The sequence below is a fragment of the Actinomadura latina NBRC 106108 genome (genome assembly GCF_001552195.1).
Lineage (GTDB): Bacteria > Actinomycetota > Actinomycetes > Streptosporangiales > Streptosporangiaceae > Spirillospora > Spirillospora latina.
The window spans coordinates 686,397-703,746 of the sequence record NZ_BCQS01000003.1; the positions used below are offsets into that span (position 1 = coordinate 686,397).

19 protein-coding genes are annotated in these 17,350 nt (G+C 71.1%); 18 read left to right on the top strand and 1 reads right to left on the bottom strand.

Annotation, left to right across the window (positions count from 1 at the left end):
- The first annotated feature begins 1 nt into the window (after position 1).
- The 3 genes from ccsB (at position 2) to AL2_RS04020 (ending at position 2,496) form a co-directional block, all read left to right on the top strand.
- The gene (gene ccsB, locus AL2_RS04010) at positions 2-970 is read left to right on the top strand and encodes a c-type cytochrome biogenesis protein CcsB (protein ID WP_067629197.1); all 969 of its coding nucleotides are present in this window, start codon (positions 2-4) and stop codon (positions 968-970) included.
- 231 nt (positions 971-1,201) lie between these two features.
- Positions 1,202-2,194, top strand: coding sequence for a hypothetical protein (locus tag AL2_RS04015; protein ID WP_067629199.1), 993 nt, complete (start codon positions 1,202-1,204; stop codon positions 2,192-2,194).
- A gap of 35 nt (positions 2,195-2,229) precedes the next feature.
- Positions 2,230-2,496: a hypothetical protein gene (locus AL2_RS04020; RefSeq protein WP_067629201.1), complete on the top strand. Its 267-nt coding sequence runs from the start codon at positions 2,230-2,232 to the stop codon at positions 2,494-2,496.
- Positions 2,497-2,588: 92 nt separating this feature from the next.
- On the opposite strand, the gene AL2_RS04025 is transcribed toward AL2_RS04020, so the two are convergent.
- Complete coding sequence (locus AL2_RS04025) at positions 2,589-2,795, bottom strand: BldC family transcriptional regulator (RefSeq protein WP_067629203.1); 207 nt, start codon at positions 2,793-2,795, stop codon at positions 2,589-2,591.
- A 247-nt stretch (positions 2,796-3,042) separates the two neighbouring features.
- On the opposite strand from AL2_RS04025, the gene AL2_RS04030 reads away from it, so the two are divergent.
- From AL2_RS04030 to nuoK, 15 genes are all read left to right on the top strand, one after another.
- Positions 3,043-4,020, top strand: a complete 978-nt coding sequence (locus AL2_RS04030; protein WP_067629205.1) for a threonine ammonia-lyase — start codon at positions 3,043-3,045, stop codon at positions 4,018-4,020.
- Positions 4,021-4,066: 46 nt separating this feature from the next.
- Complete coding sequence (locus tag AL2_RS04035) at positions 4,067-4,324, top strand: DUF4229 domain-containing protein (RefSeq protein WP_067629207.1); 258 nt, start codon at positions 4,067-4,069, stop codon at positions 4,322-4,324.
- A gap of 63 nt (positions 4,325-4,387) precedes the next feature.
- Complete coding sequence (locus tag AL2_RS04040) at positions 4,388-5,089, top strand: demethylmenaquinone methyltransferase (protein ID WP_067629209.1); 702 nt, start codon at positions 4,388-4,390, stop codon at positions 5,087-5,089.
- Between the two features lie 136 nt (positions 5,090-5,225).
- Positions 5,226-6,482, top strand: a complete 1,257-nt coding sequence (locus AL2_RS04045) for a geranylgeranyl reductase family protein (RefSeq protein WP_067629211.1) — start codon at positions 5,226-5,228, stop codon at positions 6,480-6,482.
- Between the two features lie 169 nt (positions 6,483-6,651).
- Entirely contained in the window at positions 6,652-7,011 is a 360-nt protein-coding gene (locus AL2_RS04050; RefSeq protein WP_067629213.1) for an NADH-quinone oxidoreductase subunit A, read from the top strand.
- 1 nt (position 7,012) lies between these two features.
- The gene (locus AL2_RS04055) at positions 7,013-7,558 is read left to right on the top strand and encodes a NuoB/complex I 20 kDa subunit family protein (protein ID WP_067629215.1); all 546 of its coding nucleotides are present in this window, start codon (positions 7,013-7,015) and stop codon (positions 7,556-7,558) included.
- A gap of 1 nt (position 7,559) precedes the next feature.
- Complete coding sequence (locus tag AL2_RS04060) at positions 7,560-8,339, top strand: NADH-quinone oxidoreductase subunit C (protein ID WP_067629217.1); 780 nt, start codon at positions 7,560-7,562, stop codon at positions 8,337-8,339.
- Positions 8,336-9,682 (top strand): NADH-quinone oxidoreductase subunit D, encoded by a 1,347-nt coding sequence (locus AL2_RS04065; RefSeq protein ID WP_067629219.1) that lies wholly within the window; start codon positions 8,336-8,338, stop codon positions 9,680-9,682. Before AL2_RS04060 ends, AL2_RS04065 begins: the two co-directional genes overlap by 4 nt.
- Positions 9,679-10,458 carry an NADH-quinone oxidoreductase subunit NuoE gene (nuoE, locus tag AL2_RS04070; RefSeq protein ID WP_067629221.1) on the top strand — a complete coding sequence of 260 codons (780 nt, stop codon included), beginning with the start codon at positions 9,679-9,681 and terminating at the stop codon, positions 10,456-10,458. Before AL2_RS04065 ends, nuoE begins: the two co-directional genes overlap by 4 nt.
- Positions 10,455-11,753: an NADH-quinone oxidoreductase subunit NuoF gene (gene nuoF, locus AL2_RS04075; RefSeq protein ID WP_067629223.1), complete on the top strand. Its 1,299-nt coding sequence runs from the start codon at positions 10,455-10,457 to the stop codon at positions 11,751-11,753. The genes nuoE and nuoF overlap by 4 nt, the downstream gene beginning before the upstream one ends.
- The gene (locus AL2_RS04080) at positions 11,750-14,215 is read left to right on the top strand and encodes an NADH-quinone oxidoreductase subunit G (RefSeq protein WP_067629225.1); all 2,466 of its coding nucleotides are present in this window, start codon (positions 11,750-11,752) and stop codon (positions 14,213-14,215) included. The genes nuoF and AL2_RS04080 overlap by 4 nt, the downstream gene beginning before the upstream one ends.
- Complete coding sequence (gene nuoH / locus AL2_RS04085; protein ID WP_067629227.1) at positions 14,212-15,549, top strand: NADH-quinone oxidoreductase subunit NuoH; 1,338 nt, start codon at positions 14,212-14,214, stop codon at positions 15,547-15,549. Before AL2_RS04080 ends, nuoH begins: the two co-directional genes overlap by 4 nt.
- Complete coding sequence (gene nuoI, locus AL2_RS04090) at positions 15,536-16,144, top strand: NADH-quinone oxidoreductase subunit NuoI (protein WP_067630294.1); 609 nt, start codon at positions 15,536-15,538, stop codon at positions 16,142-16,144. Before nuoH ends, nuoI begins: the two co-directional genes overlap by 14 nt.
- Positions 16,141-17,046: an NADH-quinone oxidoreductase subunit J gene (locus AL2_RS04095; protein WP_067629229.1), complete on the top strand. Its 906-nt coding sequence runs from the start codon at positions 16,141-16,143 to the stop codon at positions 17,044-17,046. Before nuoI ends, AL2_RS04095 begins: the two co-directional genes overlap by 4 nt.
- A complete protein-coding gene (gene nuoK / locus AL2_RS04100; RefSeq protein ID WP_067629231.1) occupies positions 17,043-17,342 on the top strand; it encodes an NADH-quinone oxidoreductase subunit NuoK in 300 nt (99 codons plus the stop codon). The genes AL2_RS04095 and nuoK overlap by 4 nt, the downstream gene beginning before the upstream one ends.
- Positions 17,343-17,350 lie beyond the last annotated feature (8 nt).

Consider the following 17,350-nt stretch of genomic DNA (forward strand, 5'->3'; position numbering starts at 1 on the left):
GGTGAGCAACGCCGACCTCGCGAACCTGAGCGACAAGCTCATGCTGACCACCGTCGTGCTGTACATCGTCGCGATGGTCGCCTACGCCGCCGACCTCGGCTTCGGCCGCCGCCGCACGGCGGCCGCGCAAGCGCCGGCGGAAGCGAAGGTCCTGGTCGGCGCGGCGGGCGCGGAGACCGCGGCCGGCGGCACGGAGGCGGCGGAGGACGGCGAGTCCGAGCGGCCCCGGGTCGACTGGGCCAGTCTCGCGGTCCTGCTGAACGTGCTGGGCTGGGGCGCGCACCTCGGCGTCCTGGTGACCCGCGGCCTCTCCGCGAACCGGTGGCCGTGGGGGAACATGTACGAGTTCCTCACCGCCATCTCGCTCGCCGCGGTGACCGCGTTCCTGGTCGTGATGTTCCGGTACAAGGCGCGGTTCCTGGGCGCGTTCGTCATGGTCGCCGCGGTCATCGCGCTCGGCGTCGCCAACATCTGGCTCTACGACTCGGTCGGCCCGGTCACCGCCGCGCTCAACTCCTACTGGATCGCCCTGCACGTGACCGCCGCGATCATCGCGACCGGCTCGTTCACGGTCGCGGGCGCCGCCACGATCCTCTACCTGGTGAAGGAGCGCGCGGAGTCGCGCGGCGGCGCGGCGGAGGGCGGCGTCCTGTCCCGGCTGCCGTCGATCGAGGGCCTCGACCGCCTCTCCATGCGGGTCACCACGTTCGCCTTCCCGATCTGGACGGCCGCGATCATCATGGGCGCGATCTGGGCCGACCAGGCGTGGGGCCGCTACTGGGGCTGGGACCCGAAGGAGGTCTGGTCGTTCATCACGTGGGTGATCTACGCCGCCTACCTGCACGCCCGCGCCACCTCCGGCTGGAAGGGCCGCAAGGCCGCGATCCTGTCGCTGATCGCGTTCGCCGCGCTCATGTTCAACTTCTTCGGCGTCAACTACATGTTCTCCGGCCTGCACTCCTACGCCTGAGCGAAGCGGACCCGGGGGGTGCGGGGGGTCGTCCCCCCTCGGGAGGAACGGCCTGAGCGAAGCGGACCCGGGGGGTGCGGGGGGTCGTCCCCCCTCGGGAGGAACGGCTTAGCGCACGCTCGTTACTCGGGGGGATGACGGCGTGTCGGGTTCCGGCTTACCCTGCCTCCGGGGCCCGGTCCGGCGCGCACGCCGCTCGACGTCCACGGGGCCCGCAGACAGAGGAGCCCGATGCGCTTCAAAGGCGTCCACCGCAAGCCCCGGGAGCAGCGGACCCGCGAGGCGCCGCGCGGCGGCCGGTTCCGGGCCGACACGGCCCGGGACGAGGTCGCCTACGCGCCGTCCCCGCCCGACTCCGGGCAGGTGCGGCCGCGCAGCAACCAGCCGCGCGACCGGTTCGGCCGGTTCCGCAAGGCGGGCCGCGACGACGACTTCGCGGTGAACGGCCCGGACGGCCCCGCGCTGGCGGGCGCCGACACCGCCGGCGGGCCGCGCGGCCTGACCGGCAGGCTCGCGCGGCGCGGGCACGGGCGGCCGCGCGCCGCCGACTACTCGTGGAGCGACTTCGAGCTGGAGGACGACCGGGTCCGCGTCGAGCCGTACCCGCCGGGCATGCCGCACGTCGCCGACGGCCGCCGCCACTGCGGCGTGCTGGAGAGCGTCCTGTACCGGCAGTGGGACGTGCGGGACGGGCCGCCGACACCCGAGGTCATCGGCGCCGTGGACAGCCTGGCGTCGCTGCCGGAGGCGCTGAAGGAGAAGCTCGCGGCCGGGCTCGACGGCATCTATGTGGGGCCGGGCGGCGTCCCCCAGCTGGACGACATGGGCCATCTGCGCGACCGTCCGCTGCCGTCCGGCCGAGCGACCTGGGACATCTGCGCCGGCGCGTACGGCGACCGCAAGATCGTCGTAGGGGACCGGCCGTCCCCGACACCGGACGTGATGCTGCACGAGGTCGGGCACGCCCTCGACGACATCGACGGCGACGACGGCGAGTGGACGTCCGACAGCCCCGCCTTCGTCAAGCTGTACGAGGAGTGCCGGCCGCATCTGGCGAGCGCGTTCCACAGGCAGCCGGACGCGCTCGGCCGCCGCGAGTTCTTCGCCGACGCGTTCGCCGCGATCTCCTCCCGGCAGCGGCCCGCGCTCGTGGATATGCTCGCCGGCAACATCAGGACGGCGCTTGAGGTCATGCTCTTCTTCAACCGCAGGTACGGGATCTAGGACACCGCGATGGCAGACGGCGAGGGTGGTCGACGATGTACGTGATCCGGCTCCCCGACGGCACGCTCCGGGTTCCGCACAGCGTCGTCGCCGACGCGGACGAGTCCGGGCCGGAGGCGCGCGAGGGACGGATCATCGCCGACGCCTACGTCGAGATCGGCCCCGGCGACCCCGACTACGACCGGCTTCTCCGCGAGTCGCTCACCGAGGAGGAACTGGAGGACAGGCGGCGCCGCTGGCGGGACGAGGACGCGGATCTGCTCCGCAGGTTCGAGGAGTGGAAGGGGGACGCGGAGGACTGAGCGGGAGACGCCCCCGGGTCGGGTGCGATGCCCCGGCCGCCCGGCTGGAAGGACCGGTCCGTGGCGCGGCGGTCCGGGCGGCCAGAGCCTCGTCAGCGGGCCGATGAATGCTCGGCGACGGGCTCTTCGCCGCGCAGCAGCGCGTGCACCTCGGACTCGCGGAAGCGCCGGTGGCCCCCCGGAGTGCGGATGCTGCTGATCCGGCCCGCGGCGGCCCACCGGGTGACCGTCTTCGGGTCGACCCGGAAGAGGGCGGCGACCTCCCCTGGGGTCAGCAGGCGCTCGCTCGTGCTCTCCACGTTTTCTCTCCCCCTTTGTCCCGCTCTCGGCGCGGGTGGACTGTTTAACAGTGTGGCGGGTCAAGACCGATTTCTCCCTTGTTTTCGGAAAAGATCACCGACCGTAGTTTCCCGAACTGGAGCGATCGCGCTCAGTATTCGCCTCCTCTGGCACAGCGTGCACGCTGACCCCGTTTGACCTGCCATGTCACGGCGGAAACGCGTCTCCGGGCCCCTGCCGGCGGCGCCCGAAGTAGTCTTCGAGACCATGTCCGATCTAGTCACGCTGCCGGAGATCGAGCGGGCCGCCGAGCGCATCGCGGGCGTCGCGGTCCGGACCCCGCTCGTTCCCTTTCCCCGCGACCCCGACCCCGCCGCCGGAGAGCCGGCGCTGCTGGTGAAGGCCGAGTCGCTGCAGCCGATCGGCGCCTTCAAGGTGCGCGGCGCGTACGCCGCCATAGCGTCCCTCACCGCCGCCGAGCGCGCGGCCGGCGTGGTGACGCACTCCAGCGGCAACCACGCGCAGGCCGTCGCCTACGCGGCCCGCGCCCTGGGCATCAAGGCGGTCCTGGTCATGCCGCACACCACCCCCGGCGTGAAGGTCGACCGGTGCATCGCGCTCGGCGCCGAGGTCGTCTACGTCGAGCCGACCGCGCAGGCCCGCGCCGAGACCGCGGGCAAGCTCGCCGCCGCGCACGGCTTCACGATGATCCCGCCCTACGACGACGCTCGGGTCATCGCCGGGCAGGGCACCGCCGGGCTGGAGATCGTCCAGGACTGCCCGGACGCCGACGTCGTGCTCGTCCCGATCAGCGGCGGCGGCCTCATCGCGGGTGTCTCCGCCGCCGTCAAGGCGCTGCGCCCCGAGGCGAAGGTCATCGGCGTCGAACCGGAGCTCGCCGCGGACGCCCGCGACTCGATGGCCGCGGGACGTCCCGTCTCCTGGGACGCGGAGAAGACCGGCCGCACCATCGCCGACGCCCTCCGCGTCCAGCAGGTCGGCGACCTCCCGTTCGCGCACATCCAGGCGCACGTGGACGGCATCGTCACCGTCACCGAGGACGAGATCCGCCAGGCGATGCGGCGCCTCGCCCGCGAGGCCCGCCTGATCGCCGAACCGGGCGGCGCCGCCGCCACCGCCGCCTACCTCCACCACCGGGCCGAACTGCCGGAGGGGCGCACCTACGTCTCGATCCTCTCCGGCGGCAACGTCGACCCGGCCCTCTTCCTGGACGTCCTGAAGTGACCCCAGGGGCCGGACCATGGAGCACCGGGGATAACCTCGAAGGGCCATGCGATCCGTCATTCTCTACACCGTCGCGCGGCTCGCCATCTTCGGGGCGACCGCGGGTGTGCTGGCGCTCTTCGGCGCCCGCGGCTTCCTGCTCCTGCTGACGGCCCTGCTGATCAGCGGCATCGTCAGCTACGTACTGCTGTCCGCGCAGCGCGACCGGATGTCCGCGGCCGTGAACCGCGGCGTCCGCTCCCAGCGCCGGAAATTCGACAAGAGCCTCACCAAAGAGGACGGGCTGCGCCCCGGCGGGGAGTAGCCGCCGGCCGCGGGGCGCCGGGCGGTGCGCGCGGCGGGTCGGCCGTCCTTCTAGGGTGGGGGCATGACCCGCGCCTCTCTTGACAAGCAGCCCGCCGACGTCGCGGCGATGTTCGACGGCACCGCCGAGCGGTACGACCTGCTGAACACGCTGATGACCGGCGGGCAGGACCGGCGGTGGCGCCGGGAGGTCGTGCGGGCGCTGGAGGCGAAGCCCGGTGAGCGCGTCCTCGACCTCGCGGCGGGGACGGGTACCTCTTCGGTGCCGTTCGCGGAGGCGGGCGCCGACACCGTGGCGTGCGACTTCTCGCTCGGCATGCTGCGCGTCGGGGTGCGGCGGCAGGCGGACGTGCGGCGGCTGAGCTTCGTGGCGGGGGACGCGCTGCGGCTGCCGTTCGCGGACGCCTCGTTCGACGCCGTCACGATCTCGTTCGGGCTGCGCAACGTCGCCGACACCGGCCGGGCGCTGCGCGAGCTGCGCCGGGTGGCCAGGCCGGGCGGGCGGCTGCTGGTCTGCGAGGTGAGCCATCCGCCGAACGCGCTGCTGGCGCTCGGCCACAAGGCGCACCTGCGCTACGGGCTGCCGCTGCTGGCGCGGGTCAGTTCCAATCCCGACTCCTACCGCTACCTCGCCGAGTCGACGCTCGCCTGGCCCGACCAGGCGGCGCTGGCGCGGCTGATCCAGGACGCGGGGTGGGGCGGCGTGCGCTGGCGTGATCTCACGTTCGGGGTGGCCGCGCTGCACCACGCCGTCAATCCGGGCTGATCGCCGCGGCCGGTGGGCCGGACCGGTCCGAACTCAGACCGACCCAGAAGTACCCACCAGTCGTGATAAAGGAATAGACTCCCCTGTCGGATCCTTGTGAAGTGCTTCACAAGCGAACGAGCTGAAGAGGACCGCCGTGACCGACTCCACCCGACACGCGGACGTGATCGTCGTCGGGGCAGGCCCCGCCGGGTCGTCGACCGCCTACTGGCTCGCGCAGGCGGGCCTGGACGTGTTCCTGCTGGAGAAGGCCGCCTTCCCCCGGGACAAGATCTGCGGCGACGGGCTCACCCCGCGGGCCGTCCGCGCGCTCATCGGCATGGGCGTCGACATCAACGACCCCGGCTGGGGGCGCAACAAGGGGCTGCGCATCTACGGCGGCGGCGTCAAGGTCGAGCTGCCCTGGCCGGAACTCGCCTCGTTCCCCGACTTCGGCCTCGTCCGCAAGCGCACCGACCTCGACCAGTTGCTCGCCGAGCACGCCGCGAAGGCCGGCGCGCAACTGCTGCAGGGCTGCAACGTGACCGGTCCCATCCTGGACGAGCGCACCGACCGCATCATCGGCGTCACCGCGCAGTTCGACGGCGAGGAGGTCGAGTTCCGGGCGCCGCTCGTCGTCGCCGCCGACGGCAACTCGACCCGGCTGTCGCTCGCGATGGGGCTGCGGCGGCGCGAGGACCGTCCGATGGGCGTCGCGGTCCGCCGCTACTTCCAGACGCCGCGCCACGACGACGACTACATGGAGGCGTGGCTCGAACTCTGGGACGGCGAGCGCCTCCTGCCCGGCTACGGCTGGGTGTTCGGCGTCGGCGACGGGACGTCCAACGTCGGGCTCGGCCTCCTCAACACCAGCAAGGCGTTCCAGAGCGTCGACTACCGCGGCATGCTGCAGCGCTGGTGCGCGCAGATGCCGGAGGACTGGCAGTTCGACGAGGAGCACGCCACCTCGAAGATCCGCGGCGCCGCGCTGCCGATGGGCTTCAACCGGCAGCCGCACTACACCCGCGGCATGCTGCTCGTCGGCGACGCCGGCGGCATGATCAACCCGTTCAACGGCGAGGGCATCGACTACGCGCTGGAGTCCGGCCGGCTGGCGGCCGACATCATGGTGCAGGCGCTCGCCCGCCGCACCCCGGCGCAGCGCGAGCGGACCCTGTACGAGTACCCGCGCATCCTGAAGGACGAGCACGGCGGCTATTTCACCCTCGCCCGCGTGTTCGTGCAGGCGATCGGCGATCCGCGCATCATGAAGTTCCTCACATCGCACGGCCTCCCGCATCCGACGCTGATGCGCTTCACGCTCAAGCTCCTGGCCAACCTGACCGACCCCAAGGGCGGGGACGCGATGGACCGTGTCATCAACGCGATGCAGAAGGTGGCTCCGGCGGCATGAGCGGGCGGACGACGCGGCTGATCGAATTCAAGCTTCCGCAGGTGAGCGGACTACAGTGCATAACCCGACCCCCTGAGGGGAGCGCTATTGATCACCTTGGTTAGGGTGGCGGGTCGCGGTCGGCCCGTCCCGTACAACGTCGTACGTCCCGAGGAGAGGTCGTAGGGATATGGATCTCTATATTCCGATCATCGTGCTCGGAGTGCTCGCCTTCGCCTTCGCCGGCGGCTCGGTGCTGATGGCCGCGTTCACCGGCCCGAAGCGGTGGAACCGCGCCCGGCTGGACGCCTATGAGTGCGGCATCGAGCCGACCCCCCAGCCCGTCGGCGGCGGACGATTTCCGATCAAGTACTACCTGACGGCGATGCTCTTCATCGTCTTCGATATTGAGATCATCTTCCTTTATCCCTGGGCGGTCGCTTTCGACCGGATGGGGCTCTTCGGCCTTGTCGAGATGGTTCTTTTCATCGTCACCGTCCTCGTGGCGTACGCCTACATCTGGCGGCGCGGCGGTCTGGAGTGGGACTGACATGGGTCTAGAGGAGAAACTGCCCAGCGGATTCCTGCTGACCACGGTCGAGCAGGTCGCGGGATGGGCGCGCAAGAGCTCGGTGTGGCCGGCGACGTTCGGCCTCGCCTGCTGCGCGATCGAGATGATGGCGGCCGGCGACCCCCGGCACGACTTCTCCCGGTGGGGGATGGAGCGTGCCTCGGCGACGCCGCGGCAGGCCGACCTGATGATCGTCGCGGGCCGGGTGAGCCAGAAGATGGCGCCGGTGCTGCGGCAGATCTACGACCAGATGACCGAGCCGAAGTGGGTCATCGCGATGGGCGTGTGCGCCTCGTCCGGCGGCATGTTCAACAACTACGCGATCGTGCAGGGCGTCGACCACATCGTCCCGGTGGACATCTACCTGCCCGGCTGCCCGCCGCGGCCGGAGATGCTGCTGGACGCGATCCTGAAGCTGCACGACAAGATCCAGAACACCAAGCTCGGCCCGCAGCGCGAGAAGCAGATCGCCGAGCTGGAAGAGGCCAAGCGCCGGCAGCTGCCGCTTCTCGGACAGGGGGCGTGACGTGAGTTCGGAGCACCCCGAGCAGCAGGCCGAGCAGGCCGCCGACCAGCTGCCCGCGCACGCCGAGGAGGAGCGCCGCGAGCAGCCGGTCGTCCGCAAGGGCATGTTCGGCGCGAAGACGACCGGCGACACCTCCGGGTACGGCGGCCTCGTCGTCCGGCAGAGCCCGAAGGTGTCGGCGCCGCGCCCGTACGGCGGGCCGGGCGGCGCCGCCGAGCCCGGCGAGTTCGACGAGATCGCGGACGAGCTGGAAAGGGCTCTCCGGGGTTCGGGGTCGTCCCCGGAGAAGGCGGGGCCGGACTTCGGGGACGCGATCGAGCGCGTCGTCGTGCACCGCGGCGAGCTGACCTTCCACGTCAGGCGCGAGCACCTGCGCGAGGTCGCCAAGACCATGCGGGACGACCCGTCGCTGCGCTTCGAGCTGTGCTCGGGCGTGTCCGGCGTCCACTACCCGAAGGACGAGGGCGCCGAGCTGCACGCCGTCGTCCACCTGCTGTCGATCACGCACAACCGGCGGGTCCGGCTGGAGGCGAGCTGCCCCGACGCCGACCCGCACGTCCCGTCGCTGGTCCCCGTCTACCCGACGGCCGACTGGCACGAGCGCGAGACGTACGACTTCTTCGGGATCGTCTTCGACGGCCACCCCGCGCTGACCCGCATCGAGATGCCGGACGACTGGGTGGGGCACCCGCAGCGCAAGGACTACCCGCTCGGCGGCATCCCCGTCGAGTACCGAGGAGCGGAGATTCCGCCGCCGGACGAAAGGCGGTCGTACGTATGAGTTCGACGAAGTACACCGAGTACGACGCGTACGCCGCCGAAGAGGCGGCCGAGGGCAAGGTCTTCGACGTCGGCGGGCAGGACTGGGAGAAGGTCGTCTCCGCCGCCGAGGAGATGGGCGACGAGCGGCTCGTCATCAACATGGGCCCGCAGCACCCGTCCACGCACGGCGTGCTCCGGCTGATCCTCACGCTCGACGGTGAGACGGTGAACGAGGCCCGGGTGGTCATCGGCTACCTGCACACCGGCATCGAGAAGAACATGGAGTTCCGCACCTGGACGCAGGGCACCACGTTCTGCACCCGGATGGACTACCTGGCCCCGCTGTTCAACGAGGCGACGTACTGCCTCGGCGTGGAGCGGCTGCTCGGCATCGAGGACCAGATCCCCGAGCGGGCCCAGATCATCCGCGTGATGATGATGGAACTGAACCGGATCTCCTCCCACCTGGTCGCGATCGCCACGTTCGGGCTGGAGCTCGGCGCGACGACCGTGATGCTGAACGGGTTCATCGAGCGCGAGTACACCCTCGACCTGTTCGAGGAGATCACCGGCCTGCGGATGAACCACGCCTACATCAGGCCGGGCGGCGTCTCGCAGGACCTGCCGAGCGGCGCGGCCAGCAAGGTCCGCGACTACCTGGACCGGATGCCGAAGCGGATCCAGGCGCTGCGCAAGCTGATGGACGACAACCACGTCTTCAAGGCCCGCACGCAGAACGTCGCGTACCTCGACCTGACCGGCTGCATGGCGCTCGGCATCACCGGCCCGATACTGCGCTCGACCGGCCTGCCGTGGGACCTGCGCAAGTCGCAGCCCTACTGCGGTTACGAGACCTACGACTTCGAGGTCCCGACGCAGGACACCTGCGACGTGTACGGCCGCTACCTCGTCCGGATGGACGAGATGGAGCAGTCGCTGCGGATCGTCGAGCAGTGCCTGGAGCGGCTGCAGACGGTCAAGGGCCCGGTCATGATCGAGGACAAGAAGATCGGCTGGCCGGCGCAGCTGGCCATCGGCGCGGACGGCATGGGCAACTCGCCCCGGCACATCGCGCACATCATGGGCACCTCGATGGAGGCGCTGATCCACCACTTCAAGCTGGTGACGGAGGGCTTCCGGGTGCCGGCGGGGCAGGCGTACGTGCCGATCGAGTCGCCGCGCGGCGAGCTCGGCGCCCATGTGGTCAGCGACGGCGGCACCCGCCCCTACCGCGTGCACTTCCGCGAGCCGTCCTTCGTCAACCTGCAGGCCGCCCCGGCGATGAGCGAGGGCGGCATGGTCGCCGACATCATCGCCGCCGTGGCCAGCATCGACCCGGTCATGGGGGGAGTGGACCGATGACATACGAACCCGACGTACGCGAGCGGCTGGAGCGGGACGCCAAGGAGATCATCGGCCGGTACCCGCGGCCGCGGTCGGCGCTCCTGCCGATGCTGCACCTGGTGCAATCGGAGGAGGGCCACGTCACCAAGGACGGCGTGGCGTTCTGCGCCGAGACGCTCGGCATCACGCCCGCGCAGGTGATGGGCGTCGTCACGTTCTACACGCAGTACAAGCAGAAGCCGGTCGGGGACTACCACGTCGGCGTCTGCACGAACACGCTGTGCGCGATCATGGGCGGCGACCAGATCTGGGACGAGCTGAGCGAGCACACCGGGGTCGGCCACGACGAGACCACCCCGGACGGCAAGGTCAGCCTTGAGCGGGTCGAGTGCAACGCGGCCTGCGACTTCGCCCCCGTGGTGATGGTCAACTGGGAGTTCTTCGACAACATGACTCCCGAGAAGGCCAAGCAGCTCGTCGACGACCTGCGCCTCGGCAACGACGTGCTCCCCTCCCGCGGCCCGAACCGCCTGAGCACCTGGAGGGAGGCGTCCCGCGTGCTCGCCGGGTTCCCGGACGGGCTCGCCGGCGAGGGCGTCCAGGCCGGGCCGGAGTCGCTGGTCGGCCTGAAGCTCGCGCAGGAGCGCGGGTGGGCGGCCCCCGCCGTCGACGCCGACCGCGAGCGGCCGGAGGAACCGGTGAAGCCGGAGCAGATCGCCGAGCCGCCGCACGAGCCGGGCGAGCCCATCCCCGGCGAGGCCAAGCCCGGCAGCCAGGAGGGACGGAACAAGTGACCACGCTGACCCCCGTCCTCACGAACAACTGGGACCAGGCCGACTCGTTCACCCGCGCCGGCTACGAGCGCGGCGGCGGCTACACGGCGCTGCGCACCGCGCTGCGCATGGCGCCGGACGAGATCGTCCAGGCCGTCAAGGACTCCGGGCTCCGCGGCCGCGGCGGCGCCGGATTCCCCACCGGGATGAAGTGGGGCTTCCTGCCCCCGTCCAGCCCGAACCCGCGCTACCTCGTCGTCAACGCCGACGAGTCCGAGCCGGGCACGTGCAAGGACATCCCGCTGATGATGGCGAACCCGCACGTCCTCATCGAGGGCGTCATCATCAGCGCGTACGCCATCAAGTCGAACCAGGCGTTCATCTACGTGCGCGGCGAGGTCCTGCACGTGATCCGCCGCCTCCAGCAGGCGGTGGCGGAGGCGTACGAGGCCGGATACATCGGCAAGGACATCCTCGGCTCCGGCTACGACCTGGACGTGGTCGTGCACTGCGGCGCCGGCGCCTACATCTGCGGCGAGGAGACGGCGCTGCTGGACTCCCTGGAGGGGTTCCGCGGTCTGCCCAGGCTGAAGCCCCCCTTCCCGGCCGTCGCGGGCCTGTACGGCGGGCCCACCGTCATCAACAACGTCGAGTCGATCTCCTCGGTTCCCTCGATCATCGGGAACGGGCCGGAGTGGTTCGCCGCGATGGGCACCGAGAAGTCGCAGGGCTTCGGGATCTTCTCGCTGTCCGGGCACGTCACGCGGCCCGGCCAGTACGAGGCGCCGCTCGGCATCACGCTGCGCGAACTGCTCGACATGGCGGGCGGCGTCCGCGCGGGCCACCGGCTGAAGTTCTGGACGCCCGGCGGGTCGTCCACGCCGATCTTCACCGACGAGCACCTGGACGTCCCGCTGGACTTCGAGTCCGTCGGCGCCGCCGGGTCCATGCTCGGCACCCGGGCGCTGCAGATCTTCGACGAGACGACCTGCGTCGTGCGGGCCGTCCAGCGCTGGTCGGAGTTCTACGCGCACGAGTCGTGCGGCAAGTGCACGCCGTGTCGCGAAGGCACCTACTGGTACAAGAACATGTTCAAGCGGCTGGAGGCCGGCGACGGTTCCGAGGAGGACCTGGAGACCCTGCTGGACATCTCCGACAACATCCTCGGCCGCGCGTTCTGCGCCCTCGGCGACGGCGCGACCAGCCCGGTCGTGTCGTCCATCAAGCTGTTCCGGGACGAGTACCTCCAGCACTTCGAGCAGGGCGGCTGCCCGTTCGACCCGGCCAAGTCCACCCTCTGGGGAGGTGCCAAGTGACCGTCACCGACGACAAGTCGGCGGTGGAGAAGCCCGTGGAGATGGTGTCCTGCACCATCGACGGCTTCGAGATCGAGGTGCCGAAGGGCACGCTGATCATCCGGGCCGCCGAGCTGATCGGCATCCAGATCCCCCGGTTCTGCGAGCACCCGCTGCTCGACCCGATCGGCGCGTGCCGGCAGTGCCTTGTGGAGATCCCCGACGCGGGGAACGGCCGGGGGATGCCGAAGCCGCAGGCGTCCTGCACGACGCCGGTGATGCCGGGCATGGTGGTCAAGACCCAGCTCACCTCGCCGGTGGCCGACAAGGCCCAGCACGGCGTCATGGAGTTCCTGCTCATCAACCACCCGCTGGACTGCCCGGTCTGCGACAAGGGCGGCGAGTGCCCGCTGCAGAACCAGGCGATGTCCAACGGGCGGGGCGAGACGCGGTTCCTGGAGACCAAGCGGACCTGGCCTAAGCCGATCCCGCTGTCCAGCCAGGTGCTGCTCGACCGGGAGCGGTGCATCCAGTGCACCCGCTGCACCCGCTTCTCCGACGAGATCGCCGGCGACCCGTTCATCGACTTCTTCGATCGCGGGGCGAAGGAGGAGATCGCGACCGCCGACGGCAACCCCTTCCACTCCTACTTCTCCGGCAACACCGTGCAGATCTGCCCGGTGGGAGCGCTCACCGGCACCGCGTACCGGTTCCGGTCCCGGCCGTTCGACCTCGTGTCGCAGCCGAGCGTCTGCGAGCACTGCGCGGCGGGCTGCGGGCTGCGCACCGACCACCGGCGCGGGAAGGTCACCCGCCGGCTGGCCGGGGACGAGCCGCAGGTCAACGAGGAATGGAACTGCGACAAGGGCCGCTGGGCGTTCACCTACGCCACGCAGCCGGAGCGGCTCACCACCCCGCTCGTCCGGGGCGAGGACGGCGAGCTGGAGCCGGCGTCCTGGCCGGAGGCGCTCACCATCGCGGCGCGCGGCCTCGCGGCGGCGCGCGGCTCGGCCGGCGTGCTGACCGGCGGCCGCGTCACCCTCGAGGACGCCTACGCGTACGCCAAGTTCGCCAGGATCGCGCTCGGCACCAACGACGTCGACTTCCGGGCCCGCGCGCTGTCGGACGAGGAGTCGCGGTTCTTCGCGTCGTCCGTCGCGGGACGCTCCATCGAGGTCTCCTACGCCGACCTGGAGAAGGCGCCCGTCGTCGTCCTCGCCGGCTTCGAGCCGGAGGAGGAGTCGCCGATCGTGTTCCTGCGGCTCCGCAAGGCGTTCCGCAGGAACCGGCTCCCGGTGTACGCCGCCGCGCCGTTCGCGACGCGCGGGCTCACCAAGGTCGGCGGCACGCTGCTGCCGACGCCGCCCGGCGCGGAGGCCGAGACGCTCGGCTCCCTCATCGGGGACGAGGCCCGGTCCGACGTCAGGACGCTGCTGGAGACGCCCGGCGCCGTGATCCTGGCCGGTGAGCGGCTCGCGACCAGCCCCGGCGCGCTGACCGCGGCGGTCCGGCTCGCGCAGGTCACCGGCGCGAAGCTGGCGTGGGTGCCGCGCCGGGCCGGGGAACGCGGCGCGATCGAGGCCGGGGCACTGCCCGGCCTGCTGCCGATCGGCCGCCCGGTCACCGACCCCGCCGCACGCGCCGAGGTCGCCCGCACCTGGGGCGTCGCGGAGCTGCCCGCCGGGCCCGGCGAGGACACCGCCGGGATCATCGCGGCGGCGGCGGAGGGGCGGCGCGGCGCGCTGCTCGTCGGCGGCGTCGACCCCTACGACCTGCCCGACCCGGATGCGATGCTGCGGGCGCTGGACGCCGCCCCGTTCGTGGTGAGCCTGGAGCAGCGCCCGTCCGCGGTCACCGACCGCGCCGACGTGGTGCTCCCGGTCGCGGCCGTCGCGGAGAAGTCCGGGACGTTCGTCGACTGGGAGGGCCGCGGCCGCCCGTTCGACACCGTGCTGAAGTCGGCCGGGCGGATGTCCGACCTGCGGGTGCTGGACGCGCTTGCCGACGAGATGGACGTCCACCTGGGCCTGCCCGGCCCGGAGGCGGCCCGCCGCGAGCTGACCGAGCTCGGCGCCCACCGCGGCGAGCGGCCGGAGGCGCCGAACACGGCGCAGGAGCTGCCGCCGCACCCCGAGCAGGGTGAGGCGCTGGTCGCGACGTGGCGGCTGCTGCTGGACCGGGGTCGGCTGCAGGACGGGGAGCCGTTCCTCGCGGGCACCGCCAAGCCCGCGACCGCCCGGCTGTCGCCCGCGACGGCCGCGGAGATCGGCGCGAGCGACGCGGTGACCGTGTCGGCGGCGCGCGGCGAGGTGACGCTCCCGCTGGAGATCACCCCGGACCTGCCCGACCGGGTGGTGTGGCTGCCGACGAACTCGGCCGGCTGCGCCCTGTACCGGGACCTGGGCACGGCCGCGGGCGGCGTCGTCAAGATCGCGAGCGGGATGCTCGCGACGGCGACCGAGAACGCTGGAGGCACCGAATGAGTCCCCTCGCCGCCGCCCCGGCGGCCGACCCGACGCTGCAGGACTTCGGCGCCGACCCGTGGTGGCTGATCGGCGGCAAGGTCGTCGTGATCTTCGCGTTCCTCGTCGTGACCGTGCTGCTGACGATGTGGATCGAGCGCCGCGTCATCGGCCGGATGCAGCTGCGCGTCGGGCCGAACCGCGCCGGGCCGTTCGGCCTGCTCCAGGGCCTCGCCGACGGCGTCAAGCTGGCGCTGAAGGAGGACATCGTCCCCCGCCAGGTGGACAAGGTGGTGTTCGTCCTGGCGCCGGTCATGGCGGCGGTGCCTGCGTTCATCTCGTTCATCGTCATCCCGTTCGGGCCGACGGTGTCGATCTTCGGTCACCAGACGGCGCTGCAGGGCACCGACCTTCCGGTCGCGGTGCTGCTGGTCCTCGCGATGTCGTCGATGGGGATCTACGGCGTGGTGCTCGCCGGCTGGTCGTCGATGTCGCCGTACTCGCTGCTCGGCGGGCTCCGCTCGTCCGCGCAGATGATCTCCTACGAGATCGCGATGGGCCTGTCGTTCGTCGCGGTGTTCATGTTCGCGGGCTCGATGTCCACGTCGGAGATCGTCGCGGAGCAGCACGACACCTGGTTCGTGGTGCTGCTGGCGCCGTCCTTCATCGTGTACGTGATCACGATGATGGGCGAGTCGAACCGCATCCCGTTCGACCTGCCCGAGGGCGAGGGCGAGATCGTCGGCGGCTTCCACACCGAGTACTCGTCGCTGAAGTTCGCGATGTTCTTCCTCGCCGAGTACATCAACCTCACCACCCTGTCGGCGCTCGCCACCACGATGTTCCTCGGCGGCTGGCGCGCACCCGCGCCGATCTCCACCGTCTGGGCCGGCGCCAACTCCGGCTGGTGGCCGGTGCTGTGGTTCCTGATCAAGGTCTTCCTGTTCATCTTCTTCTTCATCTGGCTGCGCGGCACGCTGCCGCGGGTCCGCTACGACCAGCTGATGCGGCTCGGGTGGAAGGTGCTGATCCCGGTCTCGCTCGGCTGGATCATGCTGGTCGCGGCCATCCGCGCGTTCCGCAACGAGGGCTACGACATCCAGCAGATCGCCATCGCCACCGCGGTGGCGGCGGCGGTCGTGCTGGTGGCGACGGTGGTCTGGGAGATGGTCCGGGGCGGCGAGGACGACAAGGAGATCGTCCCCGGCGCCGCACAGGGCGACCGGCCCGACCCGGCCGCGGGCGGGTTCCCGGTGCCGCCGCTGGACCTGCCGCACTACCACGGCCGCGTCCACGAGCCGGTCCGGCCCACGATCGAAACTTCCTCCGAGGAGGTCACCAGTGGGAGTAAGTGATTTCCTGAACCCGGTCAAGGGGTTCGGGGTCTCGTTCCACCAGATGTTCATGAAGAGCGAGACCGTCCAGTACCCGGAGGTGAAGAAGCCGACCGCCCCGCGCTTCCACGGGCGGCACCAGCTGAACCGCTGGCCGGACGGGCTGGAGAAGTGCATCGGCTGCGAGCTGTGCGCGTGGGCCTGCCCGGCGGACGCCATCTTCGTCGAGGGCGCCGACAACACCGAGGACGAGCGGTACTCGCCCGGCGAGCGGTACGGCCGCACCTACCAGATCAACTATCTGCGCTGCATCCTCTGCGGGCTCTGCATCGAGGCGTGCCCCACCCGGGCGCTCACGATGACGAACGAGTACGAGCTCGCCGACGACAGCCGCGAGAGCCTGATCTACACCAAGGACATGCTGCTGGCGCCGCTGCGCGAAGGCATGGAGACGCCGCCGCACGAGATGCGGCTCGGCGACACCGAGGAGGACTACTACCGCCTCGGCCTCCAGCCCGACGAGGGCCCGGCCGTCCCGTCCGAGGGCGGCGGCCGGGCGAGCCTCGACAACGCGGTGAAGGCGGAGAAGCGGCGCAAGGACGGTGAGGGCGAATGAGCACCGCCGTCCTCGCGGCCGAGGTCGCCGACAAGCAGTCCGGTGAGCCGTTCTTCTTCTGGCTGCTCGCCGTCGTCTCGGTGCTCGCCGCGCTCGGCATGATCTTCACACGGAAGGCGGTGCACTCGGCGCTGCTGCTGGCGACCGTGATGCTGAGCCTCGCCGCGCTGTACGCGATCCAGAACGCGCCGTTCCTGGCGTTCGTCCAGGTGATCGTCTACACCGGCGCGGTGCTGATGCTGTTCCTGTTCGTGATGATGGTCGTCGGGGTCAGTACCACCGACTCGCTGGTGGAGACGATCCGGGGGCAGCGCTTCTGGGGCGTGATCGCCTCGATCGGCTTCATCGCCCTGCTGACCGCGGGCCTCGGGAACGCGTCGCTCGGCGGCTCGGCGGGCCTGAACCAGGCCAACGCCGAGGGCAACGTGATCGGCCTGGCCCGGCTGCTGTTCTCCAAGTACGTGTTCGCGTTCGAGGCGACCAGCGCCCTGCTGATCACCGCGGCGCTGGGCGCGATGGTGCTGGCGCACCGCGAGCGCACCGAGCCGAAGCCGACGCAGAAGGACCTGTCCAAGGGCCGGTTCCTGGCCGGCGACCACCCGGGCCCGCTGCCGGGCCCCGGCACCTACGCCCGGCACAACGCCGTCGACATGCCGGCGCTGCTGCCGGACGGGACGCCGTCGGAGCTCTCGCTCAACCCGGTCATCGCGGCCCGCACCGACACCGCCGAGCGGCACGCCGACCTGTTCGGCGGTACCGAGGAGGAGGCGCTCGAACGGGACGTGGCCGCGGTCAAGGCGGTCACCGAGGAGGCCGAGGAGGCCGACGCCGAGGGGCGCTCGGTGAAGGCGGGGACGCCGGCCGCGGGCGGCGGCACGAGTGAAGGCGAGGCTGGTCAATGAGTCCGGGGCACTACCTGGCGCTCTCGGCGATCCTGTTCACCATCGGAGCGCTCGGCGTCCTCGTGCGCCGCAACGCGATCGTGGTGTTCATGTGCATCGAGCTCATGCTGAACGCGTCCAACCTGGCGTTCATCTCGTTCTCCCGCATGCACGGCAACCTCGACGGCCAGATCATCGCGTTCTTCGTGATGGTGGTGGCCGCCGCGGAGGTCGTGGTGGGCCTGGCGATCATCATGACCATCTTCCGGACCCGCAGGTCCTCGTCGGTCGACGACGCGAACCTGCTGAAGTACTGAGAGGTCGG